Source organism: Streptococcus oralis, assembly GCF_015561235.1.
Taxonomy (GTDB): Bacteria; Bacillota; Bacilli; order Lactobacillales; family Streptococcaceae; genus Streptococcus; species Streptococcus oralis_BK.
The window spans coordinates 1,194,631-1,215,958 of the sequence record NZ_JADMTC010000001.1 but is presented as its reverse complement, the minus strand read 5'-3'; the positions used below and the strand labels follow the sequence as shown (position 1 = coordinate 1,215,958).

Below are 21,328 nucleotides of genomic sequence, written 5' to 3'. Positions count from 1 at the left end.
GTGGCTAGCTTTCTAGTTTACTCTTTGATTTTCATTGAGTATCAGTTCTCTTTCTTGTTTTTTATCAACCATCCAAGTCCGAGAAGGGCAAGGATACTGAATCCAGCAAGGACAAGAAGGGATTTGCTCTCAGTTCCTGTGTTTGGAAGGAGGTTCTGAGAGTGAGCCTCTGCAGCAGTTTCTTGAGTTTCAGGATTGGCTGCTAGGTTTTGAGCTTGACCTTGTTCTGGTTCAACTTCCAAGCTAGAAAGATCAAATTCTGGTTTTTCTTCCACAGCTGGAGCGACGATGGCGCCGCCTTGAGACAAGCGGAGAACGACAGCAGTGAGGGCGTTCAATTTCAAGCCTTTTTCAGTCCATTCGAGACCTTGAGGTTTAGCGATTCCTACTGGTCCGGCTTGATTTTCATCTGCGAGGACTTCAGCCTTTCTCAAGTGAGCAAAGGCAGTTCCTAGAGTAAATTCACGGGCCTTATCATCTGCATTGACAAATACTGCGTAGACATCGCCGTTTGGAGCAGTGATTTGGTAGCCGATGACCACGTCTTCTTTTTCAACACCATTTTGGCCTGGGACAGTAATGAGTTGGACGCGCTCCTTGATATCTTGCAGACTCTTGAGTCGGAAAGCGTCTGTAGATTGACGAAGAGCGATCAATCCTTTCATATAGTTACGGCTCTTGACATTTTCAGGATAAGCTTTGCCATCAGTTGCTTTGGTCCAATCAAACTTGTTGACAGCATCACTAGAGTCGTAAGAGTCATGGATAAAGTAAGGATAGACAAATGGCTTGCCGTCCTTGTCGCGCAACAAGTGAGACTTGTTTGGAACCTTATCTTCAGGAACAGGAGTCTTATAGGCTGGATCAAGGAATTGTTTGGTACGTCCATATTCCTGACCAGAGTGGATAAAGGGAGTTCCTTGAGCGGTCAAGACCATGAGGTTTCCAAGTCGCAAACGACGATGGATTTCAGCATAGTTCTCAGCCTTGCTTGGATCTTTTTTGATAGACTGGGCAATGATGTCAAAGAGGGTCAAGTTATCATGGGCTGCGATATACTGGATAACATCTCCAGGATTGTCAGCCTCAAAGTTAGTTGGTTGGGCAATCAGATTTTTAAAGATGGTATTGATATCGCGTTTGCCACCTGTGATAAAGGCAGGTTGGCCTTCGTTTGGATAACCAGACTTGAGGTTGTTACGGATGTCGTCTGAAAAGACAGCGACAGTATCAGTTTTCTTCATCCAAGACTGGTCAGCAGGTTGTACAGGCGTATTTTCATCACCAGTATAGGTTCTCCAGCCTTCACCTAGCATGATAAGATTTGGATTGAGGGCGCGTGCAGCCTTGTAAGCTTCTTCGATAGAAGGCGCATCGTGGTCACCCATCATATCAAAGCGGAAACCATCTACTTTGTAGGTTTCGACCAAATACTTGATAGAGTCTACCAAGACACGTTTAGACATGTAGTGGGTAGTTCCCAAACGGCCGCCTCCGAAGCTAGTACGTGGGGTTCCGTCTGCGTCCATAAAGTGATAGTAGTTTGGCTCAATATCCTCAAAAATATCAACGTTGGCAGTATGGTTGTAGACCACATCCAAGATAGCCCCCATGCCACGTTTGTGGATTTCGTTGATGAGGTTTTTGAATTCGGCAATACGTTTTTCTGGATCCTTAGGATCGCTTGAGTACATACCAGTCAAGGAGAAGTAGTTTTGAGGGTCATATCCCCAGTTGTAATTACTGTTGCTTGAAGCGTAGGCAGACAAACGTTCATGGTTTTTCAATTCATTGACAAAGTAGTAGGACAAGACGGGAAGGAGTTGGATATGAGTCACACCCAAGTCTTTGAGATAGTCTAATTTTTCGATAAAGGCTTCAAAGGTACCAAAAGGCTTGGTCAAGTCTTTTGCGATGGCAGGATCCGAAGTGAAGTCACGTACATGAGCTTCATAGATAACGGCATCTTCACGTGATTTGAAGTTACGAATCTTTCCATAGGTCAAGTCTTGCGGACCTAACTTCGCTGGATCGACAAAGGCAGCTTTAGCGACCTTATGAGCGGCATCTGTTTTTGCTAGGTCACTGTTCCAAGCCGCTAATGATTTGGCATAAGGGTCAAGAACGAGGACAGTTTTACCTTGGCGCTCGATTTGGTAGTGGTAGTAGTAGCCAGTGTAGTTGCTGATACCGAGACCAGAGTTTGCATCCAGAGTTTGTTTCCAGGTTCCTTTTTCTCCTTTTTCAAGGGCGACAGTTCCAACTACTTTTTCAGGGTCTTTCTTGTCATAGACAACAACGGAAACCTTATCAGCACTTGGAGACCAGAGGGTGAGGTCAACACGCTTGCCATCTTCTTTTAGAGTTGCGCCGAGTGGACCATCGTAACTGTAGGATTCATCCTTGAGGCGCCAGCTTGAACGTGTGGTAAAGCGGTCTGAATTGTAGCTGACAGTGTAAGGGTGTTGAGTGTCAGAGAAGTCGCCAATATAGGTCACTTTTTTACCTGCCTCATCCACTTCCACGTCTGTGATAGCTACTTTATTCCCTTGGTAATCAGTGATGCTGGAGTGTTTGAGGATATCGTTTTTCTTAGCTCCAACGAGGGTAGAAAAACTGCTTTCGATACGAGATTTAGCCACGTGTTGGGCACCAGTCATGCGGATATCGTGAACGTAGTAGGGGTTGGTGTAGATGGTTTCGTCATCATCTTTGAGGAAAATCTGACTGTGATTTTTTAGATCAGTGAATTTATAATCTTCTTTTCTGATTTTCACATCATCACCTTTCTTGCTTTCGTCTAGTAATAAAAATCCAAATTCTCTTGCCGCTTCATTGAGTGGAATATCAATGTAGCGGCCATACTTTCCAGTTGCTGTAAAGTCAGTACCGTCAGGCCATTCTCCACTGCTTGGTTTTTTGACATCGCCCCAATACCAAAGAGATTTTTTGTCATAGTTGCCATCGGTGCGGTAGTAGTTGACACGGACAGTTCCTGCTGGTTGAGGTCGATAATTGTATACCTTGTAGTTTTCATCTAGCCAAGCCTCATTCATTTTTGGAGAGAGGCGCTCTACAGAACGGTCCCCTGTCAGGTTATCCCCCTTGGTATTGTTGATAAGGAAACTGACTTTCTTGGCTTGCTCATTTTTGAGTTTGACATCTAGGTAATAGCCGTAGTCATCTTGCTTGGCATCCTTGAAGGACTTGGCTCCATTGGGCCAGTTTTCAGACGGCTTCTCAACATCGTCCCAAGTCCAAAGACCTTGAGAATCTTTGTTTTCTTCAGGGAGTTTTTTTACATGGATGCGGAAGTGGTTGTCTGCGATGGGTTCTTCAGAAGATGTGTCAGCTTGTGGTTTTTGATCAGAACTTGGCGTTGAAGTCGGAGTATCAGCCTTTTCTCCCTTGCTGTTAGCCTGGCTTGTGCTAGCATCTTCTGTTCTAGGTGTTTCTGGCGCTGTAGTAGTTTCCATAGCTGGAGCTTCTTTTTTAGAATCAAGGGAAGCGTTTGCATTCTTTTGTTCAGAAATAGGCGTTTCCGTTTGAGTTTGACTCGTTTCAGTCTCAGTAGGGGCCTTGGTCACAGCGCTGGTATTTTCCTGAGTTTGAGGCAGGTTTTCGTTAGCCGAAATAGTTGGCATTGCAGCAGAAAGCAGGATAATGCTGGCACCAATAAGGACAGAACCAGTTCCGTTCTTCAAGGAACGGATACCATAAATCATTTTTTTCTCAGTTTGAGATGGGATCTTTTTCATCACAATTCTCCTTGTGTAGTTGTTCCTTATCAGTATAGCACGAGGTAAACATTAGTGCAAGCGTTTTCCTAACTTTTAAGAGAAAATATAATGCTTCATTCTCTTGAAATTTTAAAATAATATATAGGAAAAGATTGTTTAAAAAATAGTAAAAAAACCTTGAAAAATCTAGCTAAATAAGGTATAATGTGAATAATCATTTGTCGTAGGTTTTGTCTGAAATATTGTCCAGACAAGGCTCACAGCAGTTAAATCTTCTGAAAAAGTCAGATTTAGCTGCTCTTTTTGTGCTTTTTTTCAGGTTTTTGAGTGCTTGTAACAAAGATTTAAAGATTCTGAAAATTCGTCAAAGGGACACGGTGATAGGGGTTTTTAAAACCATATGACGATTAGAAAAGCCTGATTGACAAGGCTTGGAATTTATTTACAAAGGAGAATCATCTTGGCAGGACATGACGTTCAATACGGGAAACATCGTACCCGTCGTAGTTTTTCAAGAATCAAAGAAGTTCTTGACTTACCAAATTTGATTGAAATTCAAACGGATTCATTCAAAGATTTCCTAGATCACGGTCTTAAGGAAGTATTTGAAGATGTATTGCCAATTTCAAACTTCACAGACACAATGGAGTTGGAATTTGTTGGATATGAAATCAAGGAACCAAAATACACGCTAGAAGAAGCTCGTATCCACGATGCTAGCTACTCAGCACCAATTTTTGTAACCTTCCGCTTGATTAATAAAGAAACAGGCGAAATCAAGACCCAAGAAGTCTTCTTTGGTGATTTCCCAATCATGACCGAAATGGGTACTTTCATCATCAATGGTGGTGAACGTATTATCGTTTCTCAGTTGGTCCGCTCACCAGGTGTTTACTTTAACGACAAAGTAGACAAGAACGGTAAAGTAGGCTACGGTTCTACTGTTATCCCTAACCGTGGAGCTTGGTTGGAACTTGAAAGCGACTCAAAAGACATCGCTCATACTCGTATCGACCGTACTCGTAAGATTCCATTTACGACCTTGGTTCGTGCGCTTGGTTTCTCTGGTGATGATGAAATCTTTGATATCTTTGGTGACAGCGAATTGGTTCGCAATACTGTTGAAAAAGATATCCACAAGAATCCAATGGACTCTCGTACAGACGAAGCCTTGAAAGAAATCTACGAACGCCTTCGTCCAGGTGAGCCTAAGACTGCTGAAAGCTCACGTAGCTTGCTTGTAGCTCGTTTCTTTGACCCACGCCGCTACGATTTGGCAGCTGTTGGTCGTTACAAGATCAATAAAAAACTCAACGTTAAAACACGCTTGCTCAACCAAACCATCGCTGAGCCATTGGTAGATCCTGAAACTGGTGAAATCTTGGTAGAAGCTGGTACCGTTATGACTCGTAGCGTGATTGAAAGTATCGAGAGTCACTTGGATGGAGACTTGAACAAGATCGTTTATATTCCAAACGATGCAGCTGTTTTGACAGAACCAGTTGTGCTTCAAAAATTCAAGGTTGTTGCTCCAACGGATCCAGACCGTGTTGTAACCATCATCGGAAATGCCAATCCAGACGACAAGGTTCGTGTTGTAACTCCTGCGGATATCCTTGCAGAGATGAGCTACTTCCTTAACTTGGCAGAAGGTATCGGACGTGTGGATGATATCGACCACCTTGGAAACCGTCGTATCCGTGCAGTTGGTGAATTGCTTGCCAACCAAGTACGTCTTGGACTTTCTCGTATGGAACGTAATGTCCGTGAACGCATGTCTGTTCAGGACAATGAAGTTTTAACACCACAACAAATTATCAACATCCGTCCTGTAACAGCTGCAGTTAAAGAATTCTTTGGTTCATCACAGTTGTCACAGTTCATGGACCAACACAACCCGCTTTCTGAGTTGTCTCACAAACGTCGTTTGTCAGCCTTAGGACCTGGTGGTTTGACACGTGACCGTGCAGGATATGAAGTACGTGACGTGCACTATACTCACTATGGTCGTATGTGTCCAATCGAGACACCTGAAGGACCTAACATCGGTTTGATCAATAACTTGTCATCTTACGGACACTTGAATAAGTATGGATTTGTTCAAACACCATACCGTAAGGTTGACCGTGAAACAGGTGTAGTCACAAACGAAATCGTTTGGTTGACAGCCGATGAAGAAGATGAATTTACTGTAGCGCAGGCTAACTCTCGCCTCAACGAAGACGGTACTTTTGCTGAGAAAGTTGTCATGGGACGTCACCAAGGGGTCAACCAGGAGTACCCAGCAGAAGTGGTTGACTATATGGACGTGTCACCAAAACAGGTAGTTGCCGTTGCGACAGCATGTATTCCTTTCTTGGAAAACGATGACTCCAACCGTGCCCTTATGGGTGCCAACATGCAACGTCAGGCTGTGCCTTTGATTGATCCAAAAGCGCCTTACGTTGGTACTGGTATGGAATACCAAGCAGCTCATGATTCTGGAGCGGCTGTTATTGCTCAGTATGATGGTAAAGTTACATACGCAGATGCTGACAAGGTAGAAGTACGCCGCGAAGATGGTTCATTGGACGTTTACCACATCCAAAAATTCCGTCGTTCAAACTCAGGTACTGCTTATAACCAACGTACACTTGTTAAAGTTGGGGATGTCGTTGAAAAAGGCGACTTTATCGCTGACGGACCTTCTATGGAAAAAGGGGAAATGGCGCTTGGACAAAACCCAATCGTTGCCTACATGACATGGGAAGGTTACAACTTTGAGGATGCTGTTATCATGAGCGAACGCTTGGTCAAAGACGATGTCTACACATCTGTCCACCTCGAAGAATATGAATCAGAAACGCGCGATACAAAGCTTGGGCCTGAAGAAATTACTCGTGAAATTCCAAACGTTGGTGAAGATGCCCTTAAAGACCTTGACGAAATGGGTATTATCCGTATCGGTGCTGAGGTTAAAGAAGGCGATATTCTTGTAGGTAAAGTAACACCTAAGGGTGAAAAAGACCTTTCAGCTGAAGAACGTCTCTTGCACGCTATCTTCGGAGACAAGTCTCGTGAAGTGCGTGACACTTCTCTCCGTGTACCTCACGGTGCTGATGGTGTCGTTCGTGATGTTAAGATCTTTACACGTGCAAATGGAGATGAGTTGCAATCAGGTGTTAACATGCTGGTTCGCGTCTACATCGCTCAAAAACGTAAGATCAAGGTCGGAGATAAGATGGCCGGACGTCACGGAAACAAAGGGGTTGTCTCTCGTATCGTTCCTGTAGAAGACATGCCTTACCTTCCAGACGGAACTCCAGTCGATATCATGTTGAACCCACTTGGGGTGCCATCACGTATGAATATCGGTCAGGTTATGGAGCTCCACCTTGGTATGGCAGCCCGTACTCTTGGTATCCACATCGCAACACCAGTCTTTGACGGAGCAAGTTCTGAAGACCTTTGGGACACTGTTAAAGAAGCAGGTATGGATAGCGATGCTAAGACAATCCTTTACGACGGACGTACAGGTGAGCCGTTTGACAACCGTGTATCAGTTGGTGTCATGTACATGATCAAACTCCACCACATGGTTGATGATAAATTGCACGCGCGTTCAGTCGGACCATACTCAACCGTTACCCAACAACCACTCGGAGGTAAAGCTCAGTTTGGTGGACAACGTTTCGGTGAGATGGAGGTTTGGGCTCTTGAAGCCTACGGTGCGTCAAATGTTCTCCAAGAAATCTTGACTTACAAGTCTGACGATATCAACGGACGTTTGAAAGCTTATGAAGCCATTACAAAAGGAAAACCAATTCCAAAACCAGGTGTTCCAGAATCCTTCCGAGTTCTTGTCAAAGAATTGCAATCTCTTGGTCTTGACATGCGTGTCCTTGACGAAGATGACCAAGAAGTGGAACTTCGCGACTTGGATGAAGGAATGGACGAAGATGTCATCCACGTAGATGACCTTGAAAAAGCCCGCGAAAAAGCAGCCCAAGAGGCTAAAGCAGCCTTTGAAGCAGAAGAAGCTGAGAAAGCAACAAAAGCGGAAGCAACAGAAGAAGCTGCTGAAGAATAAGCAGTTCACTTAGAATAGAAAGGGAAGAAATAGTGGTTGATGTAAATCGTTTTAAAAGTATGCAAATCACCCTAGCTTCTCCAAGCAAAGTCCGTTCATGGTCTTATGGAGAAGTCAAAAAACCTGAAACAATCAATTACCGTACGTTGAAACCAGAACGTGAAGGACTCTTTGACGAAGTCATCTTTGGTCCTACAAAAGACTGGGAATGTGCTTGTGGGAAGTACAAACGCATTCGTTACAGAGGGATTGTTTGTGACCGCTGTGGGGTTGAAGTAACGCGTACGAAAGTTCGTCGTGAGCGTATGGGGCACATCGAGTTGAAAGCTCCTGTATCTCACATCTGGTATTTCAAGGGGATTCCAAGCCGTATGGGCTTGACCCTTGATATGAGTCCTCGTGCCCTCGAGGAAGTTATCTACTTTGCGGCTTATGTGGTGATTGATCCGAAGGATACACCACTTGAGCACAAGTCTATCATGACAGAGCGCGAATACCGTGAGCGCTTGCGTGAGTATGGTTATGGTTCATTCGTTGCCAAAATGGGTGCCGAAGCCATCCAAGACCTTTTGAAACAAGTAGATCTTGAAAAAGAAATTGCTGAACTCAAAGAAGAGTTGAAAACAGCTACTGGACAAAAACGTGTCAAAGCTATCCGTCGTTTGGATGTTTTGGATGCCTTTTACAAGTCTGGTAACAAACCTGAATGGATGATTCTCAACATCCTTCCAGTTATTCCACCAGACCTTCGTCCAATGTTGCAGTTGGATGGTGGCCGCTTTGCCTCATCTGACTTGAACGACCTTTACCGCCGTGTTATCAACCGTAACAACCGCTTGGCTCGTTTGCTTGAGTTGAATGCACCAGGTATCATCGTTCAAAATGAGAAGCGTATGCTTCAAGAAGCGGTTGACGCTTTGATTGACAATGGTCGTCGTGGTCGTCCGATTACAGGACCAGGTAGCCGTCCACTGAAATCATTGAGCCACATGCTTAAAGGAAAACAAGGACGCTTCCGTCAAAACTTGCTCGGTAAACGTGTTGACTTCTCAGGACGTTCCGTTATCGCCGTTGGTCCAACTCTTAAGATGTACCAATGTGGTGTGCCACGCGAAATGGCTATCGAGCTCTTTAAACCATTTGTGATGCGTGAAATCGTTGCCCGTGACATCGTGCAAAACGTCAAAGCAGCTAAACGCTTGGTAGAACGTGGAGACGAACGTATCTGGGATATTCTTGAAGAAGTAATCAAAGAACACCCAGTACTTTTGAACCGCGCACCGACCCTTCACCGTTTGGGTATCCAAGCCTTCGAGCCAGTCTTGATTGATGGTAAGGCCCTTCGCTTGCACCCGCTTGTCTGTGAAGCCTACAACGCCGACTTTGACGGGGACCAAATGGCCATCCACGTACCGCTTTCAGAAGAAGCTCAAGCAGAAGCTCGTATCTTGATGTTGGCTGCTGAGCATATCTTGAACCCGAAAGATGGTAAACCAGTTGTTACTCCATCTCAGGACATGGTTTTGGGTAACTACTACTTGACCATGGAAGAAGCTGGTCGTGAAGGTGAAGGAATGGTCTTCAAAGACCGTGACGAAGCGGTTATGGCTTACCGCAATGGTTATGTACACCTCCACTCACGTGTAGGTATCGCGACTGATAGCCTTAACAAACCATGGACAGAAGAGCAAAAACACAAGGTCTTGCTTACAACAGTTGGTAAAATCCTCTTCAACGACATCATGCCAGAGGGTCTGCCTTACTTGCAAGAACCAACAAATGCCAACTTAACAGAAGGTGTTCCAGCTAAATACTTCTTGCCACTAGGTGGAGATATCAAGGAAGCCATTCGCAATCTTGAACTCAACCCTCCATTCAAGAAGAAAAATCTTGGGAATATCATCGCTGAAATCTTCAAACGTTTCCGTACGACAGAAACTTCTGCCCTACTTGACCGCATGAAGAACCTCGGTTACCACCACTCAACTCTTGCAGGTTTGACAGTGGGTATTGCCGATATCCCAGTTGTTGAAGACAAGGCTGAAATCATCGAAGAATCACACAAACGTGTAGAACAAATCACCAAACAATTCCGTCGTGGTATGATCACGGACGATGAGCGCTACAACGCTGTTACAGCTGAATGGCGTGCAGCTCGTGAAAAATTGGAGAAACGTTTGGTTGCCAACCAAGATCCTAAGAACCCAATCGTTATGATGATGGACTCTGGAGCTCGTGGTAACATTTCAAACTTCTCACAGCTTGCCGGTATGCGTGGTCTGATGGCCGCTCCGAACGGACGTATCATGGAATTGCCAATCCTTTCAAACTTCCGCGAAGGTTTGTCAGTACTCGAAATGTTCTTCTCAACTCACGGTGCCCGTAAAGGTATGACCGATACGGCCCTTAAGACAGCCGACTCAGGTTACTTGACTCGTCGTTTGGTTGACGTTGCCCAAGATGTGATCATCCGTGAGGACGATTGTGGAACAGACCGTGGTCTCTTGATCCGCTCTATCGCAGAAGGAAAAGAGATGATCGAGTCTCTCGAAGAACGTCTCAATGGTCGTTATACTAAGAAAACTGTTAAACATCCAGAAACTGGTGCAGTGATCATCGGTCCAAATGAGTTGATTACGGAAGACAAGGCGCGTGAAATTGTCAATGCTGGTGTGGAAGAAGTGACTATCCGCTCTGTATTTACATGTAACACTCGTCATGGCGTCTGCCGTCACTGTTACGGTATCAACTTGGCGACTGGTGATGCGGTTGAAGTTGGTGAAGCAGTTGGTACAATCGCTGCCCAATCTATCGGGGAACCTGGTACACAGCTTACAATGCGCACCTTCCACACGGGTGGGGTTGCCTCAAATACCGATATCACTCAGGGTCTTCCTCGTGTCCAAGAAATCTTTGAAGCCCGCAATCCTAAAGGGGAAGCGGTCATCACAGAGGTCAAAGGACAAGTTACCGCCATTGAAGAAGACGCGTCAACTCGTACCAAGAAAGTCTTTGTTAAGGGTGAAACTGGCGAAGGTGAGTACGTGGTTCCATTTACAGCACGTATGCGTGTCGAAGTTGGAGACCAAGTCTCTCGCGGTGCAGCATTGACAGAAGGTTCTATCCAACCAAAACGTCTCCTTGCTGTTCGTGATGTCTTGTCAGTTGAAACCTACCTCCTCGGTGAAGTACAAAAAGTTTACCGTAGCCAAGGGGTAGAAATCGGTGACAAACACATCGAGGTAATGGTTCGTCAAATGATCCGTAAAGTTCGTGTCATGGATCCAGGTGACACAGATCTTCTTATGGGTACTCTCATGGACATCAACGACTTTACAGATGCCAACAAGGATGTTCTTATCGCAGGTGGAGTTCCAGCGACTGGTCGTCCAGTTCTTATGGGAATCACCAAAGCCTCACTTGAAACAAATAGTTTCTTGTCAGCGGCTTCCTTCCAGGAAACAACTCGTGTCCTTACAGATGCAGCCATCCGTGGTAAGAAAGATCATCTCCTTGGACTCAAGGAAAATGTTATCATCGGTAAGATCATCCCAGCTGGTACTGGTATGGCTCGCTACCGTAACCTTGAACCACAAGCTATCAATGAAGCAGAATATCTGACTCCAGAACAAGAAGAGGCAGAACTTGCTCCTGTAGAGGAAGTTGTGGAAATCCAAGTTGAAGAAACAGTAGAATAAAAGCAAACAAGAGAACCTTTGGGTTCTCTTTGCTTTATTTCAGAAAATTTTCCAACTTTTTCATAAAGTATGGTAGAATAGAAGAACTAAAATGACAAGGGGATTTATATGGAACAAACATTCTTTATCATTAAGCCAGATGGTGTGAAAAGAGGGCTGGTCGGCGAAATTCTGCAAAGAATGGAACAACGAGGTTTCAAACTCGAAAAATTAGAGCTACGCTCAACAGTTTCAGAAGCTTTGATTGACCAACACTATCAAGACTTGGTTGAAAAAAGTTTTTATCCTCCTATCCGTCAGTTTATGACCTCAGGACCAGTAGTGGTGGGCATTCTATCAGGTCCGAAAGTGATTGAAACTTGGCGGACCATGATGGGTGCTACTCGTCCAGAAGAAGCTCTGCCAGGAACTATCCGAGGAGATTTTGCCAAGGCTGCAGGAGACAATCAAGCCATTCAAAATGTAGTTCATGGCTCCGATTCTGAAGCTTCTGCAAAACGTGAAATTGCTCTCTGGTTTAAGGATTAGACTGGTAAAAGAACAGCTCTGTGCACAACAGAGCTGTTTTTTGGTCAGTTGAGCACAAAAAATGGACACTTGAGGCGGAAACAATCATTTCAAACTCCTCACAAGGTATAATCCCATATAGGGAGGGAAAAGAAATGGTAAAATCAATTCGCCTATTGTTGTTGATTGCAGTCATCCAGATTAGTTTTAGTAGTTGTCTATTATGGAAAGAATCCTTTTTATCTTTAAAACAGACCAATGCTTATTTTTTGATTTTGATAGTAGGAATTTCTGTTCTTTGTGCTGGGATAAATTATTTCCATACAGCAGACCAGTCTAGACATAGTATTTTACATGTTCAAAAGAAAGTGAGTCTGGTTTATTGCCTCCTTTTAGTAGTCAATCTTCTGGCAACCTGTCTGGTTCTCTCAGAAAGCATCCAGACCACTAGCAAATTGCAGCAGGAATTGGTTGACCTCTTTTTACCCTCCTTCTTTTTCTTGCTAGGAGTAGATCTATTGATTTTCTTACCTTTTGATAAAATTTTCCGCGATATAGAAAATCACCTAAATAAAAAGAAAACAGTCGTCATTTCCGTTCTAGCCACGTTGGTTTTCTTGAGGAATCCTTTAGTGATTTCCTCGATTCTCCTTTATATCAGTATTGGTTTTCTATGCGCACGTTTCCTTTTTCCCAAATGTATCCAAAGGGAAATCTCCTTTTATGGACACCTGATTCGGGATATCCTGTTTGTTTTTTCAATAGTTGTATTCTTTTAAGTGGAGGAGAATTTTTCAAAATTGTTATAGTAAGTCCATAAAGAAAATTCACACAAAAGAAAACTTTTTGGTATAATAGTAGCATGCACACAAAAAATGAAGAAGAGCTTCTAGCTCTCGGAGAAAGATTAGGTCATTTGCTTCAAAAAGACGATGTTCTGATCTTGACTGGAGAGTTGGGTGCGGGTAAAACAACCTTTACAAAGGGCCTTGCTAAGGGCTTGGATATCCGTCAAATGATTAAAAGTCCAACCTATACCATTGTCAGAGAGTACGAAGGGCGTTTGCCACTTTACCACTTGGATGTCTACCGTATCGAAGGTGATGCTGATTCTATTGACTTGGATGAGTTTCTCTTCGGTGGTGGTGTGACTGTTATTGAGTGGGGGCATCTTTTGGGTGAAGATTTACCAGATTCTTACTTGGAGTTGGAAATTTTGAAAGAAGCTGAGGGTCGTTGTCTTCATTTTACAGCTCATGGCTCTCGGGCTGAACAACTCATCAAGGAGCTTCAAGATGGAGTATGAGTTGTGTATTCGTGAGGCAGAGATTTCAGATGCTACAGCCTTAATTGCATTTTTAGATTGTGTCGGTCAAGAGACGGATTTTACCAGCTTGGATGAAAATGGTATCATGATGACAGCTTCTGAAATGGCTCTTTTTATCGAAAAACAAGCTGCATCAGAGAATCAAATTACTCTCCTCGCCTTACTGAATGATGAGATTGCAGGAGTCTTAAATATCACAGCAGACCAACATTTAAGAGTTCGACATATCGGTGATGTTTTTCTAGCAGTTCGAAAGAAATTCTGGAACCAAGGCTTGGCGACTATACTTCTAGAAGAAGGCATCGAGTGGGCTAAATCCAGTGGTGTCTTGTGCCGTTTGCAACTCAGTGTACAAAAACGAAACGAGGCTGCGATCCACCTCTATTCAAAAATGGGATTTATCACAGAAGGATTACAAGAAAGAGGAGCCTATTTAGCAGAAGGGATATTTTTAGATGTTTGTCTTATGGGCAAGCTGATAAATGAATAACGAGATGATTAAAAAATTAATTGGAATGGTGCTAGGTTTCCTAGCAGTAACAGTTTTAGGTGTAGCGGTTTATGGCTATACCATCTACCAACAGGGAACAGAAACCCTAAGTAAAAAGACTTACAAAAAAATCGGGGAAGAAACCAACGTTATCGAAGCGACGGAGCCTCTGACTATCCTCTTGATGGGGGTAGATACGGGAAATGTGGAACGTACAGACCCGTGGGCGGGAAATAGTGATTCCATGATTCTCTTGACGGTTAATCCCAAAACAAAGAAAACCACAATGATGAGTTTGGAACGGGATATTTTGACCAAGATTGAGACTGGAAACGGTCAAGTTCAGGAAGCCAAACTCAATGCGGCCTATGCTAATGGTGGTGCGGAACTTGCAATTTCTACTATTCAAAAGATGATGAATATCCACATTGACCGCTATGTGATGGTTAACATGCAGGGGCTTCAACAATTGGTGGATGCAGTTGGTGGAATTACCGTCAACAATACACTCGGTTTCCCAATTTCGATTGCTGACCAAGAGGAGTTTAATAAGATTTCCATCGGTGTTGGAGAACAAACTTTGAATGGTGAGGAAGCCTTGGTGTATTCACGGATGCGTTACCAAGACCCTGAAGGAGACTATGGTCGTCAAAAACGTCAACGTGAAGTTATTCAAAAAATCGTTGAGAAGGTTTTGAGCCTAAACAGTGTGAGCCATTATCAAGGTATCCTCAAAGCTTTGAGTGATAACATGCAGACCAATGTGGACTTGTCAGCTAAGAGCATTCCACAATTGCTCGGCTATCAAGATTCTTTCAAGAATATCGAAACGCATCAATTGCGTGGGGAAGATGCTGAGCTACAGGGAATTTCTTATCAGATTGTCACTTCAGAACATATGCTCGAGATGCAAAATCTCTTGCGTAGTTCGCTAGGTAAAGAGCCAGTGACAGAATTGGAAACCAATGCGGTACTGTACGAAACAGCCTTTGGTCGGACAGCTCCTTCAACCAGTACGAACGCTTCAAACGAAGAAGCAGAATAAGAAAAGAATCAAATCGTGGGAAATTTCCTGCGATTTTTTCAAAAAAATTCGAATAGATAAGTAGGAGGAAACATGAAAGCAGAAATTATTGCTGTCGGAACAGAAATTTTAACAGGGCAGATTGTCAATACCAATGCTCAGTTTTTATCAGAGAAGTTAGCCGAAATCGGGGTAGATGTTTATTTTCAAACAGCTGTCGGAGACAATGAAGCTCGTCTTTTGTCCTTGCTTGAGATTGCGAGTCAACGTAGTAATCTTGTGATTTTGACAGGGGGCTTGGGACCAACCAAGGATGATTTGACCAAACAAACTCTGGCTAAATTTTTGGGAAAAAATCTAGAGTTTAATCCTCAAGCGCAGGAAAAACTAGATATCTTTTTTGCCCAAAGGCCAGACTATGCTCGGACACCGAATAATGAGCGCCAAGCCCAAATTGTAGAAGGGGCAACTCCACTGCCAAATGAGACAGGTTTAGCAGTAGGAGGAGTGTCGGAAGTGAATGGCGTGACCTACGTAGTCCTTCCAGGACCGCCAAGTGAGTTGAAACCCATGGTCTTAAATCAACTTTTACCCAAGCTGATGACTGGCACCAAACTGTATTCCCGAGTGCTTCGTTTCTTTGGGATTGGGGAGAGTCAGTTGGTGACCATTTTGGCGGATTTGATTGACCATCAAACAGATCCGACTTTGGCGCCTTATGCCAAGACGGGAGAAGTGACCTTGCGCTTGTCCACAAAAGCAGTCAGTCAAGAAAAGGCTGATCGAGTGCTAGATATCCTAGAAAATCAAATCTTGGATCGTCAGACTTTTGAGGGAATTTCTCTGCGAGACATCTGTTATGGATATGGGGAAGAAACCAGCCTAGCAAGTGTCGTTGTAGAAGAGCTAAAGAAGAGACAGAAAAGCATTACTGCGGCAGAAAGCTTGACGGCAGGTCTCTTTCAGGCTACTTTAGCAGACTTTTCAGGTGTTTCAGCTATCTTTAATGGCGGTTTTGTCACTTACAGCCTAGAAGAAAAGTCCAAGATGTTGGATATTTCCGAGCAAGAGCTGAAAGAGTACGGAGTCGTTTCTGAGTTTACGGCTCGAAAAATGGCAGAGCAGGCACGACTCAAGACTCAGTCTGACTACGGAGTCAGTTTGACGGGTGTGGCAGGGCCAGATAGCTTAGAGGGGCATCCAGCTGGGACAGTTTTTATCGGCTTGGCGCATGCAAAAGGGACCGAGGTGATCAAGGCTAATATTGCCGGACGGAGCCGTGCAGATGTTCGTCACATCGCGGTTATGCATGCCTTTAACCTAGTTCGCAAGACTTTATTAAGTGACTAACTTTTGATATAATAGTAGATAGGTCTAAGGACCAGTAGAATATAGGAGAATAGAATGGCGAAAAAACCAAAAAAATTAGATGAAATTTCAAAAAAGTTTGGAGCGGATCGTGAAAAAGCCTTGAACGATGCTCTTAAATTGATTGAGAAAGACTTTGGTAAAGGCTCAATCATGCGTTTGGGCGAGCGTGCGGAGCAAAAAGTGCAAGTCATGAGTTCAGGGTCCTTGGCTCTGGACATTGCTCTTGGTTCAGGTGGTTATCCTAAGGGACGCATCATCGAAATTTATGGACCAGAGTCTTCTGGTAAGACAACGGTTGCCCTTCACGCTGTCGCGCAAGCACAGAAAGAAGGTGGTATTGCAGCCTTTATCGATGCGGAACATGCTCTTGACCCAGCCTATGCTGCAGCCCTTGGTGTGAACATTGATGAGTTACTCTTGTCACAGCCAGACTCAGGTGAGCAAGGCCTTGAAATTGCAGGGAAATTGATTGACTCAGGTGCAGTCGACCTCGTCGTTATCGACTCGGTTGCAGCCCTTGTACCTCGTGCGGAAATTGATGGGGATATTGGAGATAGTCACGTTGGTTTGCAAGCTCGTATGATGAGCCAGGCCATGCGTAAACTTGGTGCTTCTATCAATAAAACTAAAACAATTGCCATCTTTATCAACCAGTTGCGTGAAAAAGTTGGGGTCATGTTTGGAAATCCTGAAACAACACCTGGTGGACGTGCTCTGAAATTCTACGCTTCAGTCCGTTTGGATGTTCGTGGAAGCACACAAATCAAGGGAACTGGTGACCAAAAAGATACCAATGTCGGTAAGGAAACCAAAATCAAGGTCGTGAAAAACAAGGTAGCTCCACCATTTAAGGAAGCTTTTGTTGAAATCATGTACGGAGAAGGGATTTCTAAGACCGGTGAGCTCTTGAAGATTGCAAGTGATCTCGATATTATCCAAAAAGCAGGAGCATGGTACTCTTACAAGGGTGAAAAAATCGGGCAAGGATCAGAGAATGCTAAGAAATACTTGGCAGATCACCCAGAGATTTTTGATGAGATTGACCATCAGGTTCGTGTTCAATACGGTTTGATTGAAGATGAAGAGGGAACCGCTCCTACTTCTGTCGCTGAAGATCTGGCACCTAACCAAGAAGTGACGCTTGACCTAGGCGATGGACTTGAAATCGAAATTGAAGAATAAAGATAAAACTAGGTAAAGTTTTCAAAATCATAAAAACGCATAATATCAGGTCTTCATAACCTTGATATTATGCGTTTTATCGTGAGAAAGTTCATTAGACTTCTCTTCCTTGAAACAACTAATGATCACTAAAGCGTCTGTATTTGATGTGAAAGTCAAAATAATGTTCATCTTGTAATTTTTGGAAGATGTCGCGATAGGCTTCCTCGTCGAAATGGTCACCGCGGTAGAGAATTTCAAAACTCAAGCCATCATACTCTAGAAAAGCGTTAGCTGTTTTAAAGCCATTTTGTTGATAGAAGCTCATACGAGCTTTTCTTTGTTCCAAGTTATCGCATTCTTCATCCAATCGCTCCACTTCAAGCAACATGGTCCGCTGGTAAAAATCAGTTAGTTTGTCTATAATTTCCTTCCCATACCCGTGACTTCTTAAGTGAGGCATGATGGCAAAAAAGCTAATATAGAAGGCCTTTTGGTTGGAGATGGCAAAAGCAAAGCCAACAAATTCTTCTTCGTTATAAAAAGCAAAAAAGTGGGCGTCATCTCGGTCCTGATAGCGCAAAAACTCAGAAAGAGGGACTCGTTCCTCCTCGGGGAAAGCTTCGTTATTTAGCTTTTCAACTTTATCAAGATCTGGGAACACATCGGTTATTAATTGACTGGTCAAACTCATAAATGACCTCCTTTTCTTGATTATAGCAAATTGTCTCTCTGTAAGCAATTGATTTCAGGATTCGTTAAAGAATCTTGTCGGTCCTCTGGAAAGCTGATATAATATCTTTATGAATAAAAAACGAACAGTGGACCTGATTCATGGCTCCATTCTTCCCTCACTTTTGAGCTTCGCCCTTCCAATTCTGTTGTCCAATATCTTCCAACAACTATATAATACAGCTGACGTCTTGATTGTAGGGCGGTTCCTTGGACAAGAATCCCTAGCAGCAGTAGGAGCAACGACGGCCATCTTTGATTTGATTATCGGCTTTGCCCTCGGAGTTGGAAATGGGATGGGAGTTGTCATCGCTCGTCTTTACGGTGCTCGTAATTTTGCTAAGATTAAAGAAGCTGTTGCAGCAACTTGGATTCTGGGTGCCATCCTGAGTGCTCTTGTCATGCTGATAGGCTTCTTCGGTCTTTATCCACTCTTGCAATATTTAGAGACACCTGTAGAAATCCTTCCTCAATCCTATGAGTACATCTCCATGATTGTTACCTGTGTAGGGGTTAGTTTTGCTTACAATCTTTTTGCAGGCTTACTGCGCTCGATTGGCGATAGCCTTGCGGCTCTTGCTTTTCTTATCTTTTCAGCTATTGTTAATGTGATCTTGGATTTATATTTTATTACGCAACTGCATCTGGGAGTTCAGTCTGCGGGTCTTGCAACCATTATCTCGCAGGGTTTGTCAGCAATCCTCTGTTATTTTTATATTCGTAAGAGTGTTCCAGAGCTTCTTCCGGGTCTCAAACATTTCAAATGGAATAAGGCTCTCTATGTGGATCTCTTGGAGCAGGGACTAGCCATGGGTCTGATGGGGTCAATCGTCTCTATCGGAAGTGTCATTTTGCAATCCTCTGTCAATAGTTTTGGTGCAGTCATTATCAGTGCTCAAACGGCAGCACGGCGAATCATGGCCTTTGCCTTATTACCAATGACAGCTATTTCAGCATCGATGACGACTTTTATCTCTCAAAACTTTGGAGCGAAACGTCCCGAACGTATTGTTCAAGGTCTTCGTTTAGGGAGCTATTTGAGTATGTCTTGGGCAGCCCTTGCCTGTATTTTCCTTTTTTTTGCCAGTCCTAGCCTAGTTTCTTTCCTAGCAAGTTCGACAGACAGCTACTTGGTAGAAAACGGGACCTTGTACTTACGTATCAGTTCTGTATTTTATCCATTTTTAAGTCTTTTATTGATTTATAGAAATAGCTTGCAGGGACTAGGCCAAAAACTTTTGCCCCTCGTATCTAGCTTTATCGAGTTGTTTGGGAAAATTATTTTCGTAGCTTGGATTATTCCTTGGACAGGCTACACAGGTGTTATTCTCTGTGAACCGCTACTCTGGGTTGTGATGACTGTCCAACTTTACTTCTCCCTTTCCCGACACCCTTGGATAAAAGAAGGCAAGAAAATCGTGGCAGTCGGAGGGAAATCCTAGCTTGCTTTGCAAAAGAAAATCCATTTCCTCTAGTGAAAATCAGCTAGACTTGTGTTATAATAAGAAAGATTAAAATGTGAAAAAAGGAGATTCCTAATGGGACGTAAATGGGCCAATATCGTAGCCAAGAAAACGGCTAAAGATGGAGCTAACTCTAAAGTATATGCAAAATTTGGTGTAGAAATCTATGTAGCAGCTAAAAAAGGGGAACCAGATCCAGAATCAAACACTGCTTTGAAATTCGTTATCGATCGTGCTAAACAAGCGCAGGTGCCAAAACACGTTATTGATAAGGCTATCGATAAGGCAAAAGGAAACACAGACGAAACCTTTACAGAAGGACGTTACGAAGGATTTGGACCAAATGGTTCTATGCTGATTGTGGATACCTTGACTTCAAACGTCAACCGTACAGCTGCGAACGTTCGTGCTGCTTTTGGTAAAAATGGCGGTAACATGGGAGCTTCAGGTTCTGTTTCTTACCTCTTTGACAACAAGGGTGTTATCGTATTTGCTGGTGATGATGCGGATGCTATCTTTGAGCTTTTGCTTGAAGCAGACATTGATGTGGATGATGTAGAAGCAGAAGAAGGAACAATCACTGTTTACACAGCTCCAACTGACCTTCACAAGGCCATCGTTGTCCTTCGTGAGTCAGGTGTCGAAGAATTCCAAGTTACTGAACTGGAAATGATTCCTCAGTCAGAAGTTGAGTTGTCAGGTGAAGATTTGGAAACCTTTGAAAAACTTTACAGCGTTCTTGAGGATGATGAGGACGTCCAAAAGATCTACACAAATGTTGATGGATTCTAATAAAAAAGCGAACAGACTTGCTAGCTGTTCGCTTTTTATATTTGAGATTAGATTCTGGTTCCAGAATCTCTTTGCTGCTGGCTTTCTCCTAGGCCTACAGCTATTTTATGAACTAGTAAGAGTTGACCATTATCCTGTTTTACAAAGGTTAGAGTAACGGTTTTGATTCTATCATCAATGCCAATATAGGTAATTTTCTTTGTGTCGTAGCCCTCAATAGTGGAATCAAACTCGGAGTCTGGCAGTCCGTGTTTTTTGATAATATCCTTGTAGTTGGTACCACCTTTTCCTTTGTTATCAAGGTCACCTTCAATTAAAGCGTCGAACTGTTCTTGGGTCCAGGTGAAGGTATCGTCTTCTTCCTCATCTTCAGGGAGTGAATCAATGGTATCATCTGTCAAGTCGCGTTCCATTGAGGAGCTAGCTTCTCTATAGGAACGGTTAAACTCTCTGACAAAATCTTTGTAGACATTAGCGTACAGTATCTGGGTCGTAAAGAAAAGTACAACAGAAGCAACTGCGAGAGATGTTCCGATAATGGCCATTGTTTTCCGTTTTTTGAGATTGGCAATAAGTCCGATAATACCTAATATCAAAGCGACAATAGCGATGAAAAACGATAGATAATTAATAAACGGGATCCAAGATCCTAAAAGTGCGATGGATCCAAAAATGGTTGCTAAAATCCCTAAAACTTTTTGTTCTTCTGGTTTCATTTGAAAGTCTTCTCCCTTCATCGAGTGAATGGATTCCTATCCATGGTAGCTAGTGCTTATTATAGAGAAAATATTCTCCAATGTCAATTTAGACTAGAATAGTTCTCTAGGAAACTTTTTTCTTGACATCTCCTCCGAAAGTGATAAAATAGTTCTCACGGAAACTAAATTAGTTCTCCAGAGAACTATATAAAATCATGAGAAGGGAGCAATCATGGACAAATCGTTGTTGATTTTT

14 protein-coding genes are annotated in these 21,328 nt (G+C 43.3%); 11 read left to right on the top strand and 3 right to left on the bottom strand.

The annotated features are described in order from the left end of the window. Positions 1 to 41: 41 nt before the first annotated feature. Positions 42 to 3,758 (bottom strand): pullulanase, encoded by a 3,717-nt coding sequence (locus tag I2H52_RS06120; RefSeq protein WP_195594725.1) that lies wholly within the window; start codon positions 3,756 to 3,758, stop codon positions 42 to 44. Between the two features lie 442 nt (positions 3,759 to 4,200). On the opposite strand from I2H52_RS06120, the gene rpoB reads away from it, so the two are divergent. The 9 genes from rpoB (at position 4,201) to recA (ending at position 17,408) form a co-directional block, all read left to right on the top strand. Continuing rightward, a complete protein-coding gene (rpoB, locus tag I2H52_RS06115) occupies positions 4,201 to 7,809 on the top strand; it encodes a DNA-directed RNA polymerase subunit beta (RefSeq protein ID WP_195594723.1) in 3,609 nt (1,202 codons plus the stop codon). 32 nt (positions 7,810 to 7,841) lie between these two features. Beyond that, on the top strand, positions 7,842 to 11,507 hold the full coding sequence (gene rpoC, locus I2H52_RS06110) for a DNA-directed RNA polymerase subunit beta' (RefSeq protein ID WP_049501264.1): 3,666 nt from the start codon (positions 7,842 to 7,844) through the stop codon (positions 11,505 to 11,507). Between the two features lie 108 nt (positions 11,508 to 11,615). Continuing rightward, positions 11,616 to 12,035 (top strand): nucleoside-diphosphate kinase, encoded by a 420-nt coding sequence (gene ndk / locus I2H52_RS06105; protein ID WP_049501265.1) that lies wholly within the window; start codon positions 11,616 to 11,618, stop codon positions 12,033 to 12,035. Positions 12,036 to 12,169: 134 nt separating this feature from the next. Then, entirely contained in the window at positions 12,170 to 12,793 is a 624-nt protein-coding gene (locus I2H52_RS06100) for a hypothetical protein (RefSeq protein ID WP_049501270.1), read from the top strand. A gap of 83 nt (positions 12,794 to 12,876) precedes the next feature. Next, positions 12,877 to 13,320: a tRNA (adenosine(37)-N6)-threonylcarbamoyltransferase complex ATPase subunit type 1 TsaE gene (gene tsaE, locus I2H52_RS06095; protein ID WP_000556959.1), complete on the top strand. Its 444-nt coding sequence runs from the start codon at positions 12,877 to 12,879 to the stop codon at positions 13,318 to 13,320. Next, complete coding sequence (locus tag I2H52_RS06090; protein ID WP_000455513.1) at positions 13,310 to 13,831, top strand: GNAT family N-acetyltransferase; 522 nt, start codon at positions 13,310 to 13,312, stop codon at positions 13,829 to 13,831. Before tsaE ends, I2H52_RS06090 begins: the two co-directional genes overlap by 11 nt. Positions 13,832 to 13,835: 4 nt before the next feature. After that, complete coding sequence (gene brpA, locus I2H52_RS06085) at positions 13,836 to 14,876, top strand: biofilm formation/cell division transcriptional regulator BrpA (RefSeq protein WP_000592175.1); 1,041 nt, start codon at positions 13,836 to 13,838, stop codon at positions 14,874 to 14,876. A gap of 72 nt (positions 14,877 to 14,948) precedes the next feature. Beyond that, positions 14,949 to 16,205: a competence/damage-inducible protein A gene (locus I2H52_RS06080; protein ID WP_000642680.1), complete on the top strand. Its 1,257-nt coding sequence runs from the start codon at positions 14,949 to 14,951 to the stop codon at positions 16,203 to 16,205. Between the two features lie 54 nt (positions 16,206 to 16,259). Next, positions 16,260 to 17,408: a recombinase RecA gene (recA, locus tag I2H52_RS06075; RefSeq protein ID WP_195594721.1), complete on the top strand. Its 1,149-nt coding sequence runs from the start codon at positions 16,260 to 16,262 to the stop codon at positions 17,406 to 17,408. Between the two features lie 118 nt (positions 17,409 to 17,526). On the opposite strand, the gene I2H52_RS06070 is transcribed toward recA, so the two are convergent. Beyond that, positions 17,527 to 18,081, bottom strand: coding sequence for a GNAT family N-acetyltransferase (locus I2H52_RS06070; protein ID WP_000060287.1), 555 nt, complete (start codon positions 18,079 to 18,081; stop codon positions 17,527 to 17,529). A 109-nt stretch (positions 18,082 to 18,190) separates the two neighbouring features. Here I2H52_RS06070 and I2H52_RS06065 point away from each other — a divergent pair, with 109 nt between their 5' ends. After that, a complete protein-coding gene (locus I2H52_RS06065; protein WP_001036290.1) occupies positions 18,191 to 19,561 on the top strand; it encodes an MATE family efflux transporter in 1,371 nt (456 codons plus the stop codon). 96 nt (positions 19,562 to 19,657) lie between these two features. Then, positions 19,658 to 20,374, top strand: coding sequence for a YebC/PmpR family DNA-binding transcriptional regulator (locus I2H52_RS06060; protein ID WP_000532900.1), 717 nt, complete (start codon positions 19,658 to 19,660; stop codon positions 20,372 to 20,374). A gap of 47 nt (positions 20,375 to 20,421) precedes the next feature. Here I2H52_RS06060 and I2H52_RS06055 read toward each other — a convergent pair whose 3' ends face one another. Then, positions 20,422 to 21,111, bottom strand: a complete 690-nt coding sequence (locus I2H52_RS06055) for a DUF308 domain-containing protein (RefSeq protein WP_195594719.1) — start codon at positions 21,109 to 21,111, stop codon at positions 20,422 to 20,424. Positions 21,112 to 21,328 lie beyond the last annotated feature (217 nt).